Here is a 16,036-nt window from a genome sequence, read left to right as displayed (position 1 = left end):
GTCGTAGTCGTCAGACGTGACCGCTGAGCTGGGCGAGCCGGGCCGCGAGGGCGTCCACCATCGCGCTCGCCTTCTTGGGCGGGATGGCCGAGGCACGGTCGCCGCCCCGGCTGGAGACGGGGAGCACGTCGACCGACAGCTTCGCACCGCCGGCGAGCGCGCGGAGCTCGTCGATCCGGTTGCCGAAGGGCGACCCGCTCCCCGGGGAGTAGTACTCGACGACCTCGTCCAGCTCGTCGGCGTACAGGTCGGCCTTGGTGACGGCGATGACGAGCCAGACCGGCCTGTCTCGGCGTACGGCCATCGAGGCGATCCGGTGCGCGGTGATCGTCCAGTCCTCGAGCTCCGCGGCGAGCAGCTCCTCGCGGGTGGCGGTGGCGTGGCCCGACGTGCCGGCCACGCGCCGCGGGGTGGCGTGGCCGTTGGCGACGACGTGGATGATCCCGTCGACCGGCTCGTCGTGGAAGACCTCGTCGAGGGCCGAGAGCCGCGTCGCCGCGTTGTCCCCCGGCACGACGAGGAACCGGAAGCCCTGCAGCCGGCGCGAGCGGCGGGTACGGCGCTCCATGACGGCGGAGCCCACCTCGCCCACGCCCTCGCCGGACGTGCGCCGCGCGAGACGGTTGGCCATCTCGGTCTTGCCGACCCCGGTCATGCCGGTCACGGCGACCGTCGGGAACCGCCCGCGGAACAGCCGCCCGACGCGCTCGGGGGCGGCCGAGAGGCTGGTCAGCACGCCGCCGGCGATGGTCGCGCCGAGGGCGGCGCGGCTGGAGGTGGGCAGGACGGTGCGGAATCGGGTGGTCGTGCGGGACACGGGTCTCCTCGGAGGAGTGCGTCGGGTGGGTGGCACGCCCGAGCCTACGTTCGGCGTGGCTCGCGTCCGCTCACAGGACCCCGGGGTCGAGGTCCAGCGTGGTGCGGTCGCCGGCGGCGAGCAGGTCGAGCATCGGCCCCACCTTCGGCAGCTCGCGCCCGAAGAAGTACGCCGTCGCGGCCCGCTTGCCCTCGTGGAACGCGGACTCCTTGCGGTCGGCCGCGAGCCACTGCTCGAGCCAGAGCCAGGCCACCACCAGGTGGCCGGTCGCCTCGAGGTAGGCCGTGGCGTCGGCGAGCATGGCCTGCTGGTCGCCGCGGCCGGCGATGGCACCGGTGACCTCGACGAGCCGGACGGCAGCGGCCGTGAGCTGTGCGGCGTACCCCTTGCCGTCGGCGTCCCCGGTGCCGGCGGCGCGACGGGCGGTCTCGTGCATCCGCCCGACGAGCAGGGTCAGGCCGGCGCCGGCGTCCATCAGCACCTTGCGGCCGAGCAGGTCGAGCCCCTGGATGCCGTGGGTGCCCTCGTGGATCGCGTTGAGCCGGTTGTCGCGGTAGTGCTGCTCGACGTCGTGGTCCCGCGTGTAGCCTGCGCCGCCGAGCACCTGGATCGCCAGGTCGTTGGCGGCCAGGCACCACTGCGACGGCCAGCTCTTGGCGATGGGGGTGAGGATCCCGAGCAGCGTCTCCGCCTCGGCCCGGGCGGTGGCGTCGTCGAGGGACGCGACGTCGTCGACCAGCCGCGAGCAGAAGAGGACGAGGGCGAGCGCGCCCTCGGCGTACGACTTCTGGGCCAGCAGCATCCGGCGTACGTCGGGGTGCTCGACCAGCGGCACCTGGGGCGACTCCGGCGAGGCGCCGACCGGCCTGCCCTGCAGCCGCTCGCGCGCGTAGGCCAGGGACTTCAGGTAGCCGGTGTACCCGAGGGCGGTGGCCGCCAGGCCGACGCCGATCCGGGCCTCGTTCATCATCGTGAACATGGCTGGCAGGCCGCGGTTCTCGGTCCCGACGAGGTGGCCGACGGCGCCCGGACGTCCGCCGGGCGTGAACGCGCCGTCACCGAAGATCGGGGCGGTGTTGACCGTGCCGCGGAAGCCCATCTTGTGGTTGATGCCCGCGAGCACGACGTCGTTGCGCTCGCCGAGCGAGCCGTCCTCGGCCACGAGGTACTTCGGCACCAGGAACAGCGAGATCCCCTTCGTGCCGAGCGGGGCGCCGGGGGTGCGGGCGAGCACGAGGTGCACGATGTTGTCGCCCATCTCGTGGTCACCGCCGGAGATCCACATCTTGCGTCCGAAGAGGCGGTAGGTGCCGTCGGGCTGCGGCTCGGCGCGGGTCGTGATGTCGGCCAGGTTGGAGCCCGAGTCGGGCTCGGAGAGGGCCATCGTGCCGAAGAACCGGCCGGTGGTCATGGGCTCCACGAAGCGGCTCACCAGCTCCGGGGCGGCGTGGACGGTGAGCAGGTTGGCGTTGGCCATGGTGAGCAGCGCGTAGCCGGCCGTGCCCACGTTGGCCGCCTGGAACCACGCCATGCAGGCTCCGAAGACCGACGCCGGCAGCTGCAGCCCGCCGGCCTCCTCGCCCAGCGGCGCCGCCAGGAACCCCGCCTCGGCGAAGGCCTTCAGCGCCGGCTCGACCTCCGGGACCAGCTCGACCCGCTCGCCGTCGAAGCGCGGTTCCGCCAGGTCCGCGGCCCGGTTGTGCGGGGCGAACTGGTCGGTCGCGATCCGCTCGGCGAGTCCCAGCAGGTCCTCGACGACGTCGCGGGAGTGCTCGGCGAACCGCTCCCGCTCGAAGAGCGTCTCGGTGTGGAGCCACTCGAAGAGCAGGAACTCCAGGTCGCGGCGCGACATGATCAGGCTCATCAGGTCTCCCTCGGTGGCTCGGCTCGCTCCATGCCTACACGACGCGTCCTCCTCGCGGCGGAGCCGGTCCGCCCCTGCAGTGCGAGCGGGAGCGTCGCCACGGCGATCGCGCCGGCGACGAGGAACGCGGTCGCGAAGGAGGTGAGCTGGGCGATCACCCCGACGGCCACCGAGCCCAGCGCCGTACCCGCGTCGAAGCCGACGTTCCACACAGCGCTCGCGAGGTTGTGGTGCCGGCGCGAGACGGCCGTGAAGGAGATCAGGAGCGTCAGGTTCTGCAGGCCCCCGTAGCAGAGGCCGACCAGGAGCATGGCGACCAGGAAGGATCCGACGCGTACGCCGTCGGAGCTAGCGACCGACCACGCCACGAGCGCCATCCCTACCCCGGTCAGGGGGACGAGGGGTACGACGAAGCGCTGGGGGCCGTACCGGTCCGCCAGGGCGCCGACCCGCCACCGGCTGAAAGCAGCCGACAGCCCCATCAGGAACAGACCGCCTGCCGCGACCGACGGGCTGTCGACCATCTGGGGCGTGAACGTGATCACCGCCCCGCCCGCCAACGTGACCGCCAGCAGCAGCATCATCGGCCGCATCAACCGTAGGTAGGCCTTGAACTCCGGGTCGTCGGGGTCGGGCGAGACCGTCGTCCCGGGGTGCAGGTCCGGCGCGCTGAGCCGGAGCGCCGACGAGAGACGGAACGCCGCAGGGATGCCGACCAGCGGCAGGGCGCTGAGCGCGAACACCACCCACCAGCCGAGGCTCTCGGCGATCCACGGTCCGGCGGGCAGCAGGACGAGGTTGGGCAGTGCGACGGCGAGGCCGTAGGCGCCGATCGCCTCCCCGCGGCGCTCCGCACCCACCAGCGCGGCGACGGCCGCGCTGCCGGCGACGGTGAGGACACCGAACCCGACCCCCCGGACCGCCGAGAGCGCGAGGACCGCGCCGAGAGCGTTGTTCAACGACATCAGGACGCCCGGGACACCCAGTAGCGCCAGCCCCACGGCGAGCGCCGGCCCCCACCCGAACCTGTGCAGGGCGCGCGGGACGAGCAGCTGGGTCAGCACGGTGAACAGCAGGAGCACGCCGTTGACGAGTCCCGAACCGGCGGTGGTCGCCCCGCCCTCGACCGCCCACAGCGGGGCGACAGTCAGCAGCAGGGCGTAGCCGGAGAACCCCGCGCACGTCATCGCGACCAGCGGAGCCATCCCCGGCTGACGCCAGATCGGCCCCCCTGCACTCACGGCGGGGAGTCTACGGCGAGCGTCGTGCCCAGGGCCTCGCAGAACGCTCAGGTCCGCTCGAGCCGCCGCGCGAGGTACGGCGCGGTCACGCTGCCTTCGGCCTTCGCGATGTCGGCCGGCGTCCCGGTCGCGACGACCCGACCGCCGGCGTCTCCTCCGCCGGGGCCGAGGTCGATGACCCAGTCGGCGGTGGCGACCGCGTCGAGGTCGTGCTCGACGAGGACCACCGTGTTGCCGGCGTCGACGAGGCGGTGCAACTGGCGCAGCAGGAGCGCGGTGTCCGCGGGGTGCAGTCCCGAGGTCGGCTCGTCGAGCAGGTAGAGCGCGTGGCCGCGGTGTGCCCGCTGGAGCTCGGTGGCGAGCTTGATGCGTTGCGCCTCGCCGCCGCTGAGCTCGGTCGCCGGCTGTCCCAGTCGCAGGTAGCCCAGGCCCACCTCGCGCAGCGTCTGGAGGCTGCGTGCGGCGGCCGGCACGTCGGCGAGGAACGTCGCGGCGTCGTCGACGGACAGGGCGAGGACCTCCGCGATGTTCTTGTCGCGGTAGGTGATCTCGAGCGTCTCGGCGTTGTAGCGATCGCCGTGGCACGTCGGGCACGGTGCGTAGGTGCCGGGCAGGAACAGCAGCTCGACGGAGACGAATCCCTCGCCCTGACAAGTCTCGCAGCGACCCTCGGGGACGTTGAAGGAGAAGCGGCCTGCGCCGTAGCCGCGAGCTCGGGCGGCGTCCGTGGCGGCGTACAGCTTCCGCACGGCGTCGAACATCCCCGTGTACGTCGCGAGGTTGGACCGCGGCGTCCGGCCGATCGGCCGCTGGTCGACGAGGACCAGTCGGTCGAACGACTCGAGGGCGGTCGGGTCCTCGGCGAGCACCTGGCTGACCAGGGTCGACTTGCCGGACCCGGACACCCCGGTGACGGCGGTCAGCACACAGAGCGGGATGTCGACGGACAGGTCGCGCAGGTTGTGGCGGCGCACCCCGGCCAGCCGCAGCCAGCCCTGCGGGGCACGGACGTCGTGCACCAGCCGCTCCGCGCGACCGAACAAGTAGGAGCTCGTGGCCGACTCGGTGACGTCCTCCAGGTCCGCCACCGGGCCGCTGTAGAGCACGCGGCCCCCGGCCTCGCCCGCACCGGGACCGATGTCGACGACCCAGTCCGCACGCCATACGACGTCGAGGTCGTGCTCCACGACGAACAGCGAGTTGCCGGACGCCTTCAGGCGGTCCAGGACGTCCAGCAGCGGCTCCGCGTCGGCCGGGTGCAGGCCGGCGGAGGGCTCGTCCAGGACGTAGACGACCCCGAACAGCCCGGAACGCAGCTGGGTGGCGATCCGCAGGCGCTGCACCTCACCGGGCGACAGGGTCGTCGAGCTCCGCCCCAGGCTCAGGTAGCCCAGGCCGAGGTCGAGCAGCACCTCGATGCGGGCAACCAGATCGGCGCAGATCCGCACCGCGACCTCGTCGGTCTCCTCGGGCTGCTCGGCGACCGGTCGCAGCAGCGCGACCAGCTGCGTGAACGGGAGGGCGTTGACCTCGGCGATCGAGTGCCCGAGGAAGGTCACCGCGAGTGCTTCCGGCCGCAGTCCGCTGCCGTGGCAGTCCGGGCAGGGTGCATCCTCGACGAACCGCAGCGCGCGCTCGCGCATCCGCTCGCTCTTGGAGTCGGCCAGGACGTGCATGACGTGCTTGCGCGCGCTCCAGAACTTCCCGTAGTAGCCGTGGTCGATGCGGTCGCGCTCCGGTTTGATGAGCACCGACGGCTGCTCGTCGGTGAAGAGCAGCCAGTCTCGGTCCCTCTTCCTGAGCTTGTGCCACGGCTTGTCGACGTCGATGCCGAGACCGGTGACGATGCTGCGCAGGTTGGCACCCTGCCACGCGCCGGGCCAAGCGGCGATCGCGCCCTCGCGGATGCTCAGGGACGGGTCGGGGACAAGCAGGTCCTCGGTGACGTCGTGCACGACACCCAGACCGTGGCAGCGCGGACACGCGCCCGCCGCGGTGTTGGGCGAGAACGCCTCGGCCGGGAGGTGGTCAGCCCCGGCGGGGTAGTCGCCCGCTCGCGAGTAGAGGATCCGCAGCAGGTTGGACAGCGTCGTGAGGGTGCCGACCGACGAGCGGGACGTGGCCGCGCCGCGACGCTGCTGCAGCGCCACCGCCGGCGGCAGCCCGGTGACCTCCTGGACATGCGGGGCACCGACCTGCTGCAGCAGCCGGCGCGCGTAGGGCGCCACCGACTCGAAGTAGCGACGCTGCGCCTCGGCGTACAGCGTGCCGAATGCCAGCGACGACTTCCCCGAGCCGGAGATCCCGGTGAACGCGACCATGGCGTTCCGAGGGATGTCGACGTCGACGTTGCGGAGGTTGTGCTCGTTGGCGCCGCGGACGCGCACGAAGCCGTCGGTCGCGTCGGTGGTCACGCGCCCCTGTACCCAGACCGAGCGCGACGCCCGTGGTCGGTCTCGTCCGAGGGACCTCGTGCCACGATGACTCGGAGACCTGCCCCGGCGCGTGCGAACGGGGCGAAGACCATGCCTCAGGTTAGCCCGGCCCGCTGCGGACGCCGGACGACGACCTGCGCCGACCGGCGAGCCCCCCGTCGAGCCGGCGTCTGATCGTTCTCCACGATCGCGAGCGTTGACACAACGCACATAGAGCTAGCGCCCTCGGCGCTTCGCGCCGCCGAGGGAGGCCGAGGGGCTCGGTGTCCAGATGGGAAAGCGCCTCAGTCGGTCCCGGGAGGCCGGTTCCGGCCGCTGGCCGGAACCGCATTCACCGTTCGGGCACGGCTACTGCACCACCACCTGTCCGACCATCCCCATTCCTGCATGGACGAGGCAGACGTAGGGGTACGTGCCGGCCTTGGTGAACTTCACCGTGAACGTGCTCGGCGGCGGCCCGAACCCCGCAGGCAGGATCACCCCTGAGCTGAGAGCGCCACCCTGGAAGTTCGTCGGATCGCCGGTCGGCGCGAACGGGTTGGCAGGCGGCGGTCCGAACGTGATCGTGTGCGGGACCGGGAACGCGTTCCTCGCCATGTCGAAGGTCACGCTCTCGCCGACCTTCACCACGACGTTGCCAGGGATGAACCGGTTGACCTGCACGCGCATGTCAGCGGCGCCCGCGAACACGTGGTGGGAGTCGGCAGCACCAAGCGCGTTGGCCCACAGGTCGAGCCCGTGCTCGATGTCCGCATTCGATGCCTTGGTGGCCATCGCGTTGTAGTCCGACTGCGTGTGCGGATAGGGCGTGCCGGCCTTGCGGACCACGACGACCGCTTTCATGGCCTCGCCGTGGACGTAGCACAGGTACTTGTACTTGCCCGGCTTCTTGAACTTCAAGTCGTACGACTTGACCGCGTCCGGGAAGAGGGCGTCGGGCGCGGGGGTCATGATCCCGGAGCTGCGGAACTGCCCCGGCTTGGAGATCGACCCCTTCGACGTCGGCGCTGTCATGTAGGTGGTCGCCAGATCGAACTCGACGGCGGGGTGCTTGTCGTTGATGAACGAGACGGTGTGCGGCTCCATCGAGTTGGAGACCCAGTGCACCGTGTCGCCGGCGTTGATCCAGATCTTCTTCGGCCCGTACGCCATCGTCTGTACGGCGCCTGAGCTCGACTCTGCGCCGACCATGACGTTCCAGGTCTTGGCCTTGGTAGTGGACGCGGCGTGGGCGTTGCTTGCCAGCAGTGTGGGCATGGCGGCAATCAACAGGGCGAACACCGCGAGGAACACCGAGGATCTCCTCGGTCGAGCGGACATCGGGGGCATGGTCACTCCTTCGCAGTTGGGGAACTTCCTCACTCTCCTCGCGGCCTCGGTCCGCGACAACCGGTGGTCGTGGGCTGCATAGACCACTTCCCTCAGAGCATGCGGGCGCGGCTCGGTCCTGCGCGGGAGCGGACTCGCGCACGTGAAGACCGAGCCATGAAGCGATGTGGTCGCGCGGGGCGCGGGGCGCCGAAGCGCGTTCGCTTGGACGCCTAGTCGCCGGTGGCATGTTTGACCCATCAGCTGCCGGAACTGGATGCGGTCTTCCTCGCTTCCCTCGGAGTCCCCAAGGGGGCGAGCGGTCGGTGCGCTTGCCGACGGCCGCGAGATACGGGCTAGTGGATCGACGGGGGGCCCTGTGGAGGGCTCGACCGGGCACCTGTCGGCAACCGTTCTGTACGAACGAGGGTGCGCCCGCAAGCGGCGTAGTAGGGCTCGCTAGGAGCTTCACCGCCGACTCGCCCCTCCCGCCACCCGCAATCGCTCGACGCGCGTCAACGCAGCGACGAGGGTGCTCGATGTGCGACTGCCCTGGTCGCACACGCCTCCAGACCGCCACCCCGTCGTACGGACTCGGGCGTCGCCTCAGGGGCGATATCCGCCTCAGCGCGAGCGGGGCCCGAAGACGGGGCTGACCTTGGCGAAGGCCGCCTCGCGGGCGACCTTGGTGTTGCGGTTGAAGAGCAAGAAAGCCTGCTCGACCCGCTCGCGGGCGAATGTGTGCCGCGGGCTGGACGTCCAGGTGTCGTTGAAGAGCCGCTTGGCGGCGGCGAGCTGGTCGGGCGAGCGCTTCTTGAGCTCCTCGGCGAGCTCGAGGGCGGCCGCCGCCGGGTAGGCGTCCAGCCGGCCGACCAGGCCCATCTCGTGGGCCTCCTTGCCGCTGAAGGTCTCGGCAGTCATCGTCAGCCGCTTGGCCGTCTCGATGCCGACCAGCTCGGCCAGGCTGCGTACGCCGGACATGTCGGGGATGATCCCCCACTTGCCCTCCAGCACCGACCAGCGCGAGTCGGGGTGGGCGATCCGGAAGTCGGCGGCCAGCGCGATCTGCAGACCACCGCCGAGGCAGTGCCCGTGCACGGCCGCGATGACCGGGACCGGGAGGCGCCGCCAGGCCCAGCACGCCTCCTGGAAGGTGTTGGTGCCCCGCCACGGGCGCGGCACGAACGCCGTCGCCACCCGGGCCGGCTGCCGCATCACGGTGCCGAAGTCGAGGCCGGCGCAGAACGCATCTCCCTCGCCGTCCAGCACCACGGCCCGCAGCGACTTGTCCCGGCGCAGCATCCCGGCGGTGTCGATGAGCTGCTCGAGCGTGTCGAGGGTGAGCGCGTTGAGCTTGTCGGGGCGGGTCAGCCGCACCCGGGCGACGTTGCGCTCGATCGTGCAGGTGACCAGGGTGTCGGCGGCGTCCTCAGCGGGCATGCCGCAAGGGTACGGCGGCGCTGGCGCGTCGCCGTACCCCTGCGTTCCCCCCGGGCAGGTGTCCCACCTGCTGCCCCGTCTGGGTGCTCAGCCTCGTGTCAGCGCTTGACCTTCTTGGTGGACTTGGTGCGGACCGTCACCGGGGTCATGCCGGCGGCCTTGGCGGTCACCTTGACGCTGATCTTCTTGCCGGCCATCTTGCGGGTCAGGCGGAGCCGCATCTTGGTCGCGCCCTTGATCTTCTTGCCGTTGGCCAGCCACTGGATCTTGCGCTTGACCGTGGTCGGGTTCCAGGCACCCTTGGTGACCCGCAGGCGCTGGTCGACCTTGGCGAAGCCCTTGATCCGCGGCTTCTTCACGACGAGGACCTTGCCGGCCGAGGCGGTCGTGGTCGACGTGCCCGTGGCGGTCGACGTCGTGGTGCCGGTCGTCGTACCAGTCGTCGTGCCGGTGGTCGGCGTCGTCGGCGTCGTCGGGGTCGGCTCGGGAGTCGGGGTGGGCTCGGGCGTGGGCTCCTCGGTGACCGGGGTCGCCAGCTGGGCGTCCAGCCCGGTGCTGGAGCCCGAGTTGGGCAGCTGGATGGCGGAAGCGTCGACGAGCGCGGCGCGGTCGTTCCAGTACTCCGTCACGCCCGACACCGGGTCGTGGAAGCCGAGGGTGTACTCCCCGCCGGGCAGACCGCCGAGGTCGTAGCTGCCGTCCGCACCGGCCACGACGGACTGGAACTCGATCCAGGCTCCGTCCTGCTTCACGTAGGCGGTGATGGTCGCGCCGGGAAGTGCGGTCCCGCCGGTGCCGGTGACCCGGCCGGTCATGTGGGCGGCCCCGCCGAGCTGGGCGGGCTCGAGGGTCACGTGGCCCTTGCTGACGTCGATCGGCTCGGCCTCGGCCGCGCGGCTCTTGTCGTTGTAGAACTCCGTGGCGTAGGTGCCCGTCGGGTCGTAGTAGCGGACCCGGTAGGTGCCGACCTCCAGCTTGCCGACGCTGTAGGCGCCGTCCACGCCGGTGGTGTCGGAGTCGGCCGTGCTCCACAGGTCGAGGTCGTCGTTCCACTTGAGCGTCGCGACGTGGATGCCGGCCAGCGGCGCGCCGGCGGGCGTCGTCACGACACCCTTGATGCGCGCCGGCGGACCTCCGACTGCCTGCGCCGGGATCGAGAGTGCGGTGATGGACGTGAGTCCAACGGTCGTCGCGAGCAGTGCTCCAGCGACCTTGTGACGCTGCTTCATGGGTGCCCCCTTGGCTCCTGCGGCACCTCGGGTGGGCCGCTACGTCCCCGAAATTAGGTACGCGGCAGGGGCGACGAAGGGCATGAAGACGTCTGCTTGACGTCGCGTGGGAAGGCGGTGGGGCGGCGGTGGAAATGCGGACCAGACCGGTCGTATGCGTTGTTCCCGAACCGGGGCGGGAATGCAGAGCGCCCTGCCTCGCTGGGCGAGGCAGGGCGCTCGAGACGAGAACCGGCCAGGACGAGGCGGCGTACGCCTCACCAGCATCACCGGCTGGCCGACGTTGACGCATGCTGGCCGATGCAACGGCCAGTATGCGTAGGAATCACCGCCTCAGCGGTGATTCCTACGCAGAAACCGGGGACCGCCTCGGCGGTGATTCCGACACGGGCCCCTCAGGCGGCCTTGACCATCCGGCGCGCCTGCTGCTCGAGGCGGGCCTGGGCAGCGCGGCGGATCTTGGGCCCACCGGTGGCCATCTTGTAGAGCAGCTTGAGCTGCTGCGGCGCGTTCTTGGCGTTGGTGGTGGCCAGCCAGCCGTTGGGCAGCGAGAGGCGCACGACCTTGTGCCAGGCCGAGTAGACCTGCGGCACCATCGGGCGCGAGCAGTAGGTGAGGTCGTACTTGTCGAAGAGGGCCTTCACCTTGGGCGCGATCTCGGCGTACCGGTTGGACGGCAGGTCCGGGAAGAGGTGGTGCTCGATCTGGTGCGACAGGTTGCCGGTCATCAGGTGCAGGAACTTCGAGCCGGAGATGTTGGCCGAGCCGAGCATCTGGCGGACGTACCAGTCGCCCTTGGACTCGCCGTCGATCGAGCGCTTCTCGAAGGTCTCGACGCCCTCGGGGAAGTGGCCGCAGAGGATCACCGAGTTGGACCACAGGTTGCGCACGATGTTGGCGGTGAAGTTGGCCGCCAGCGTCGGCACGAACGAGCCCGTCGGGATGGAGAGCACGGGGTGCGCGACGTAGTCCTTGGTGACCTGCTTGCGGATCTTGCCGAGGACCTGCTTGGCGCGACGGCGGAAGTCCGGGTCCTTGGTCTGCTTCTTCTTGATGACCGCGCCGAGGTCGAGGTCGTAGGCCGCGATGCCGTACTCGAAGAACACGGCGTTGATGAAGCACCAGACCGGCTGGCCGAGGTGGAACGGGGTCCAGCGCTGCTCCTCGTCGACGCGCATGATGCCGTAGCCGAGGTCGTTGTCCTTGCCGATGACGTTGGTGTAGGTGTGGTGCAGCTCGTTGTGGCTGTGCTTCCACTGCTCGGCCGGCGAGGCCATGTCCCACTCCCAGGTGCTGGAGTGGATCTTGGGGTCGCGCATCCAGTCCCACTGCCCGTGGAGGATGTTGTGGCCGATCTCCATGTTGTCGAGGATCTTGGCGATGCTCAGGCCGGCGGTGCCGAGCACCCAGGCCGGCGGGAAGGCGCTGAACAGCAGCACGGCGCGCGAGCCGAGCTCGAGCTTGCGCTGCCGGTCGATGACCTTGCGGATGTACGCCGCGTCGTCGGCGCCGCGGGTGTCGAGGACGTCCTGGCGGATGGCGTCGAGCTCGCTGCCGATCTGCTCGATGTCGGCCTCGGTGAGGTGGGCGATCGGGTTGCCGCCGGCGGCGGTCTTCTTCTGGATCGTGGTCATGTCGGATCTCCTTCGGGGGGACGGAGCGTCAGCGGTCGGGAAGGCTCAGTGGTCGATCTGGCACGGGCCGGCGGCGGCGTTGATGCAGGTCTGCACCTTGATGGCGCCGGACTCGCCGGGGACGGCGGTGGTGATGGCGCCGTTGCGCAGGTCGCGCACCGAGCCCTCGCGCAGGGGCAGGACGCAGCCCATGCAGATGCCCATCCGGCAGCCGCTCGGCATCAGCACGCCCGCCTCCTCGGCGGCGTCGAGGATCGGGGTGGCGCCGTCGACCTCGAGGGTGGTGCCGGAGGAGAAGGCGACCGTGCCGCCCTCACCCGCCTCCACGCGGGTGGTGCGGAACTGCTCGGTGGTCAGCTCGAGCCCCGCGGCCTCGTGGTGGGTGCCCAAGGCGTCCAGCAGCCCGGCCGGGCCGCACGCGAGCGTGCGGCGCTCGTGCAGGTCGGGGACCAGGGTGGCGAGGTCGGCGACGTCGAGGACGCCGTGCTCGTCGTCGTACCGCGCGACGAGGCGGATCGCACCGGCGTCGGCGAGGGCGTGCAGGTCGCGGCTGAAGATCGACTGCGGCCTGCTGGGCGCCACGTGGACGACGACGATGTCGAGGTCCTTGCTGCGCGGCAGGCGCAGCACGCCGGAGTCGGTGCTCGGGAAGAGGTTGCGCAGCATCCCGATGACCGGGGTGATCCCGGAGCCGGCGGTGACGAAGAGCAGCTTGTCGTGGTCGCTCTGCAGCACGAACTCGCCGGCGGCCTGCTCGAGGTGGACCAGCGTGCCGGGGCGAGCCTCGCGGACCAGGTGGTTGCTGACGAGGCCGTCGGGCACCGCCTTGACGGTGATCGAGATGCGGCCGTCGGCGCGGGGGCCGTGGGTCAGCGAGTAGGCCCGCCACTGGCGGACGCCGTCGACGTCGATGCCGATCCGGAGGTACTGGCCCGGCTCGTGGCCGGCCCAGTCGGCGCCGGGCCGGATGACGATGGTGGCGGCGTCGGGGGTCTCGGGGTGGATCTCCTCGATGCGGCCGCGCAGGTCCGCGCCGGAGCGCAGCGGGGCGAAGAGGTCGAGGTAGTCCGAGGGGAGGTACGGCGTCGTCACGCTCTCGGCGAGGCGGACCGCCCGGTCGCGCCACTCGCGCGCCAGCGGTCGCTCGCGGCGGCCTGTGGGGGGAGACAGGAACGTCGTCATGTCACCAAGGGTGCCTGCGCAGGGCGGCGAAGTCCTGCCCCGTGCACGTGAATCGGATCTGGATTATTGTTCGACACGAACAACTCACGCCCGGGAGGGCCCATGCCGCGTCAACATGTGCGTCGTGCCACACAGATGCGTCCCGAGCGCAGCGTGCCCGCGCCCACCGTCGTACGCCTCGACGAGGAGGTCGTGGGCCTCATGCGCGCCGAGCTGGCCGAGGTCGCCGAGCGGGCCGTGGCGGCCATCACCGACGAGGTGCCCAGCTATGCCGGCGAGCTCAGCGGCGCGATGGGAGAGCGGATCCGCACCGCGGTGCAGCTCGCCCTCGGCGGGTTCCTGACGCTGGCGACCCGCGAGGACGCCGGCACCCCGATGGCACCGGCCCTGGAGGGCGCCTACCAGCTCGGGCGCGGCGAGGCCCGCAGCGGGCGCAGCATGGAGGCGCTCCTCGCGGCGTACCGGATCGGCGCCCGGGTCTCGTGGCGCGACCTCTCACGCACCGCGGTGGAGGCGGGGGTCGAAGCCGAGCAGCTCTCACGGTTCGCCGAGCTGGTGTTCGCCTACATCGACGAGCTGTCCGCCTCGAGCGCGGCGGGGCACACCGACGAGCTCGAGAGCAGCGGTCGGGTGCGGCAGCGCAACCTCGACCGGCTCGCCCGCGCGCTGGTGACCGGGGCGGCGGCTGACGCGGTGGTCGCGGCGGCGGAGCGCGCCGACTGGGACCCGCCGCACTCGCTGAGCGCGGTGCTGCTGCCGGAGTCGCAGGTCTCGCACGCCCGATCCGTCCTGGACCCCCGGACGCTGCACCCCACCGAGGACGTGCCCGGCATCCCCGACGGCCTCGCCCTGCTGCTGGTGCCCTCGACGGGGTCTCGCACGGCCCGCACCGGGCTGGTGCGGGCGCTGCGCGGCTCGACCGCGGTCGTGGGGCCGACGGTCCCCTGGCTGGAGGCCGCGCGGTCGCACGCCCGGGCGCTGCGCGCGGTGTCGCTCGGCCTCGAGGGGGTGGTCGACACGGACGCCCACCTCGGCGCCCTGCTCCTCGCGGCGGACCCCGAGACCCGCGCCGACCTGCGCGCCAGGGTGCTCGCCCCGCTCGCCGACCAGCGCCCCTCGACCGCCGACAAGCTCGCCGAGACGCTGCGCTCCTGGGTGCTGCACCAGGGCCGCCGCGACGCCGTCGCCGAGGAGCTCTTCATCCACCCGCAGACCGTGCGCTACCGCGTCGGGCAGCTGCGCGAGCTGTACGGCGACCGGCTCGAGGACCCGGAGTTCGTGCTGGAGGTGACTCTCGCGCTCGCCTGACGTCTCAGCGCTGGTGGGCGACCCGCCCGTCGACCCAGGTGGCGACGACGTGGTCGGCGAAGGCACGCAGCCGTGCCGCGTGCGCCTGGTCGCCGGCCCCCTCGAGCGGATCGGCGTCGAGCAGCACCAGGTCCGCGGGGTGTCCGGCGGCGACCGTCCCCCAGCCGTCGGTCGAGGCGGCGAGCGCCTCGCGTGGGGTGATCGACTGCTCGGGGTGCCAGGCCTCGCGCTCGTCGCCGGAGCGGTGCACGGCGACGGCGACAGCCAGCCAGGGGTCGAGCGGCGAGACCGGCGCGTCGGAGCCGAGGACCACGTCGACGCCGTCGTCGAGCATCCACCGCAGCGGGAAGCACCGCTCCGCCCGACCGGGCCACAGCCGCTCGGTCACGTCGCGGTCATCGACGAGGTGCGCGGGCTGCACGCTGGCGCGGACGCCGAGCTCGGCCATCCGGCGTACGTCGTCGCGCGTCGTGAGCTGGACGTGCTCGATGCCGCCGCGGGCACCCGTGTCGGCGAAGGCGGCCAGCGCCTCGGTGACCGCCCGGTCCCCGATCGCGTGCACGGCGACGTCGAGGCCGTGCTCGGTGGCCCGGCGGAGCAGGTCGCGCAGCTCATCCGGGGTCTGGTTGGGCTGGCCGACCGGGAAGCCGTGGACCGCCTTCTCGGCGTAGGGGTCGCAGCACCACGCGGTCCGGGTGTTGAGGGAGCCGTCGCTGATGATCTTGAGCGGGCCCATGGTCAGCCGGCGGTCGCCGTCGAGCGGGTCGCCCGAGCGCAGGCCGCGCGCGACGACGTCGTCGAGCCCGTCGGCGTACGCCGCGTGGCGGACGCGGATGAGGTCCGCACCGCCGGCCCAGCGCTCGGCCCAGTCGGCGACGCCGCCGCTGAACTCCAGGTCCACGACGCCGACGATGCCGAGCGCGGCGGCGTTCTCCATGGTGCGGCGGTAGGCCTCCGGGCCGGTGCCGTCGGTGCCGAGCACGGTGGCGAGCCGGCCGTAGGCCATGAACCACTCGGCCTCGGCGACCACGCTCTGCCGGGTCGGCAGGGCGAGCATGTGCATGGCGACGGTGTTGAGCCAGCCGTGGTGCCCGTCGCCCGCGATCAGCACGATCGGCTGCTCGGTCTCGATGGCATCGAGGTGCGCGGTCACCGGGGCCTCGTCCCACGCGGTCGGGCGGTGCCCCCAGCCGATGACCGGCAGGTCGGGCCACTCCTCGAGGCGCTCGCGGACGAGGGCCACCGCGTGCTCGGCCGAGCGCGCCGGGGCGAGGTCGAGCCGGGCGCTGGAGAGCGTCCACTGGCCCAGGTGCACGTGCTGGTCCCAGAGGCCGGGCAGGAGCCAGCCGCCCTCGGCGTCGACCACCTCGTCGTACGGCTCGCGCCCGTCCCCCGATGCCCCCGCGGGGCTCACCCGGGTCACGACGCCGTCCTCGACGAGCACGTCGACGAGGTCGCTCGGGGCGGGGTCGGTGAGGGCCACCAGGCGGGCGTTGCGGATCAGCATGCGCACACCGTAGGACGCATCCGGGCCCGTCCCGGACACGGGCGGCGGGGATGGTCACCCCACCGGGTGAC

At 71.8% G+C, this 16,036-nt stretch carries 11 protein-coding genes; 1 reads left to right on the top strand and 10 read right to left on the bottom strand.

Annotated elements, in window-relative coordinates:
* Positions 1–10: 10 nt before the first annotated feature.
* The 9 genes from DAI17_RS15505 to DAI17_RS15465 form a co-directional block, all read right to left on the bottom strand.
* Entirely contained in the window at positions 11–817 is an 807-nt protein-coding gene (locus DAI17_RS15505; RefSeq protein WP_107774101.1) for a GTPase domain-containing protein, read from the bottom strand.
* Between the two features lie 70 nt (positions 818–887).
* On the bottom strand, positions 888–2,681 hold the full coding sequence (locus DAI17_RS15500) for an acyl-CoA dehydrogenase (protein WP_234412522.1): 1,794 nt from the start codon (positions 2,679–2,681) through the stop codon (positions 888–890).
* On the bottom strand, positions 2,681–3,922 hold the full coding sequence (locus DAI17_RS15495; RefSeq protein WP_199905151.1) for an MFS transporter: 1,242 nt from the start codon (positions 3,920–3,922) through the stop codon (positions 2,681–2,683). The genes DAI17_RS15500 and DAI17_RS15495 overlap by 1 nt, the downstream gene beginning before the upstream one ends.
* 47 nt (positions 3,923–3,969) lie before the next feature.
* The gene (locus DAI17_RS15490; RefSeq protein WP_107774099.1) at positions 3,970–6,336 is read right to left on the bottom strand and encodes an ATP-binding cassette domain-containing protein; all 2,367 of its coding nucleotides are present in this window, start codon (positions 6,334–6,336) and stop codon (positions 3,970–3,972) included.
* A 369-nt stretch (positions 6,337–6,705) separates the two neighbouring features.
* Positions 6,706–7,650 (bottom strand): cupredoxin domain-containing protein, encoded by a 945-nt coding sequence (locus tag DAI17_RS15485; protein WP_159081592.1) that lies wholly within the window; start codon positions 7,648–7,650, stop codon positions 6,706–6,708.
* A gap of 639 nt (positions 7,651–8,289) precedes the next feature.
* Positions 8,290–9,105, bottom strand: coding sequence for a crotonase/enoyl-CoA hydratase family protein (locus DAI17_RS15480; protein WP_107774097.1), 816 nt, complete (start codon positions 9,103–9,105; stop codon positions 8,290–8,292).
* Positions 9,106–9,203: 98 nt separating this feature from the next.
* Positions 9,204–10,334 (bottom strand): carboxypeptidase-like regulatory domain-containing protein, encoded by a 1,131-nt coding sequence (locus tag DAI17_RS21330; RefSeq protein WP_107774096.1) that lies wholly within the window; start codon positions 10,332–10,334, stop codon positions 9,204–9,206.
* Between the two features lie 395 nt (positions 10,335–10,729).
* Positions 10,730–11,968: a fatty acid desaturase family protein gene (locus tag DAI17_RS15470; protein ID WP_107774095.1), complete on the bottom strand. Its 1,239-nt coding sequence runs from the start codon at positions 11,966–11,968 to the stop codon at positions 10,730–10,732.
* Between the two features lie 45 nt (positions 11,969–12,013).
* Positions 12,014–13,150, bottom strand: coding sequence for a ferredoxin reductase (locus DAI17_RS15465; protein WP_107774094.1), 1,137 nt, complete (start codon positions 13,148–13,150; stop codon positions 12,014–12,016).
* Positions 13,151–13,267: 117 nt separating this feature from the next.
* Between DAI17_RS15465 and DAI17_RS15460 the strand changes: the two genes are divergently transcribed.
* Entirely contained in the window at positions 13,268–14,458 is a 1,191-nt protein-coding gene (locus DAI17_RS15460) for a helix-turn-helix domain-containing protein (RefSeq protein WP_234412521.1), read from the top strand.
* Positions 14,459–14,462: 4 nt separating this feature from the next.
* Here the strand turns inward: DAI17_RS15460 and DAI17_RS15455 are convergent, their stop codons facing one another.
* Positions 14,463–15,965 (bottom strand): amidohydrolase, encoded by a 1,503-nt coding sequence (locus DAI17_RS15455; RefSeq protein ID WP_107774092.1) that lies wholly within the window; start codon positions 15,963–15,965, stop codon positions 14,463–14,465.
* Positions 15,966–16,036: the final 71 nt, after the last annotated feature.

Origin of the sequence: Nocardioides sediminis (assembly GCF_003047295.1) — a bacterium.
GTDB classification, from domain to species: Bacteria; Actinomycetota; Actinomycetes; order Propionibacteriales; family Nocardioidaceae; genus Nocardioides; species Nocardioides sediminis.
Note: the sequence above shows the minus strand (reverse complement) of the source record. Positions and strands in the feature narration are given on the sequence as shown.

Excerpts from the sequence above, each read along its gene's own strand:
- DAI17_RS15500 (WP_234412522.1), bottom strand. The coding sequence starts at position 2,681 with ATGAGCCTGATCATGTCGCGCCGCGACCTGGAGTTCCTGCTCTTCGAG.
- DAI17_RS15480 (WP_107774097.1), bottom strand. The coding sequence starts at position 9,105 with ATGCCCGCTGAGGACGCCGCCGACACCCTGGTCACCTGCACGATCGAG.
- DAI17_RS21330 (WP_107774096.1), bottom strand. The coding sequence starts at position 10,334 with ATGAAGCAGCGTCACAAGGTCGCTGGAGCACTGCTCGCGACGACCGTT.
- DAI17_RS15470 (WP_107774095.1), bottom strand. The coding sequence starts at position 11,968 with ATGACCACGATCCAGAAGAAGACCGCCGCCGGCGGCAACCCGATCGCC.
- DAI17_RS15465 (WP_107774094.1), bottom strand. The coding sequence starts at position 13,150 with ATGACGACGTTCCTGTCTCCCCCCACAGGCCGCCGCGAGCGACCGCTG.
- DAI17_RS15455 (WP_107774092.1), bottom strand. The coding sequence starts at position 15,965 with ATGCTGATCCGCAACGCCCGCCTGGTGGCCCTCACCGACCCCGCCCCG.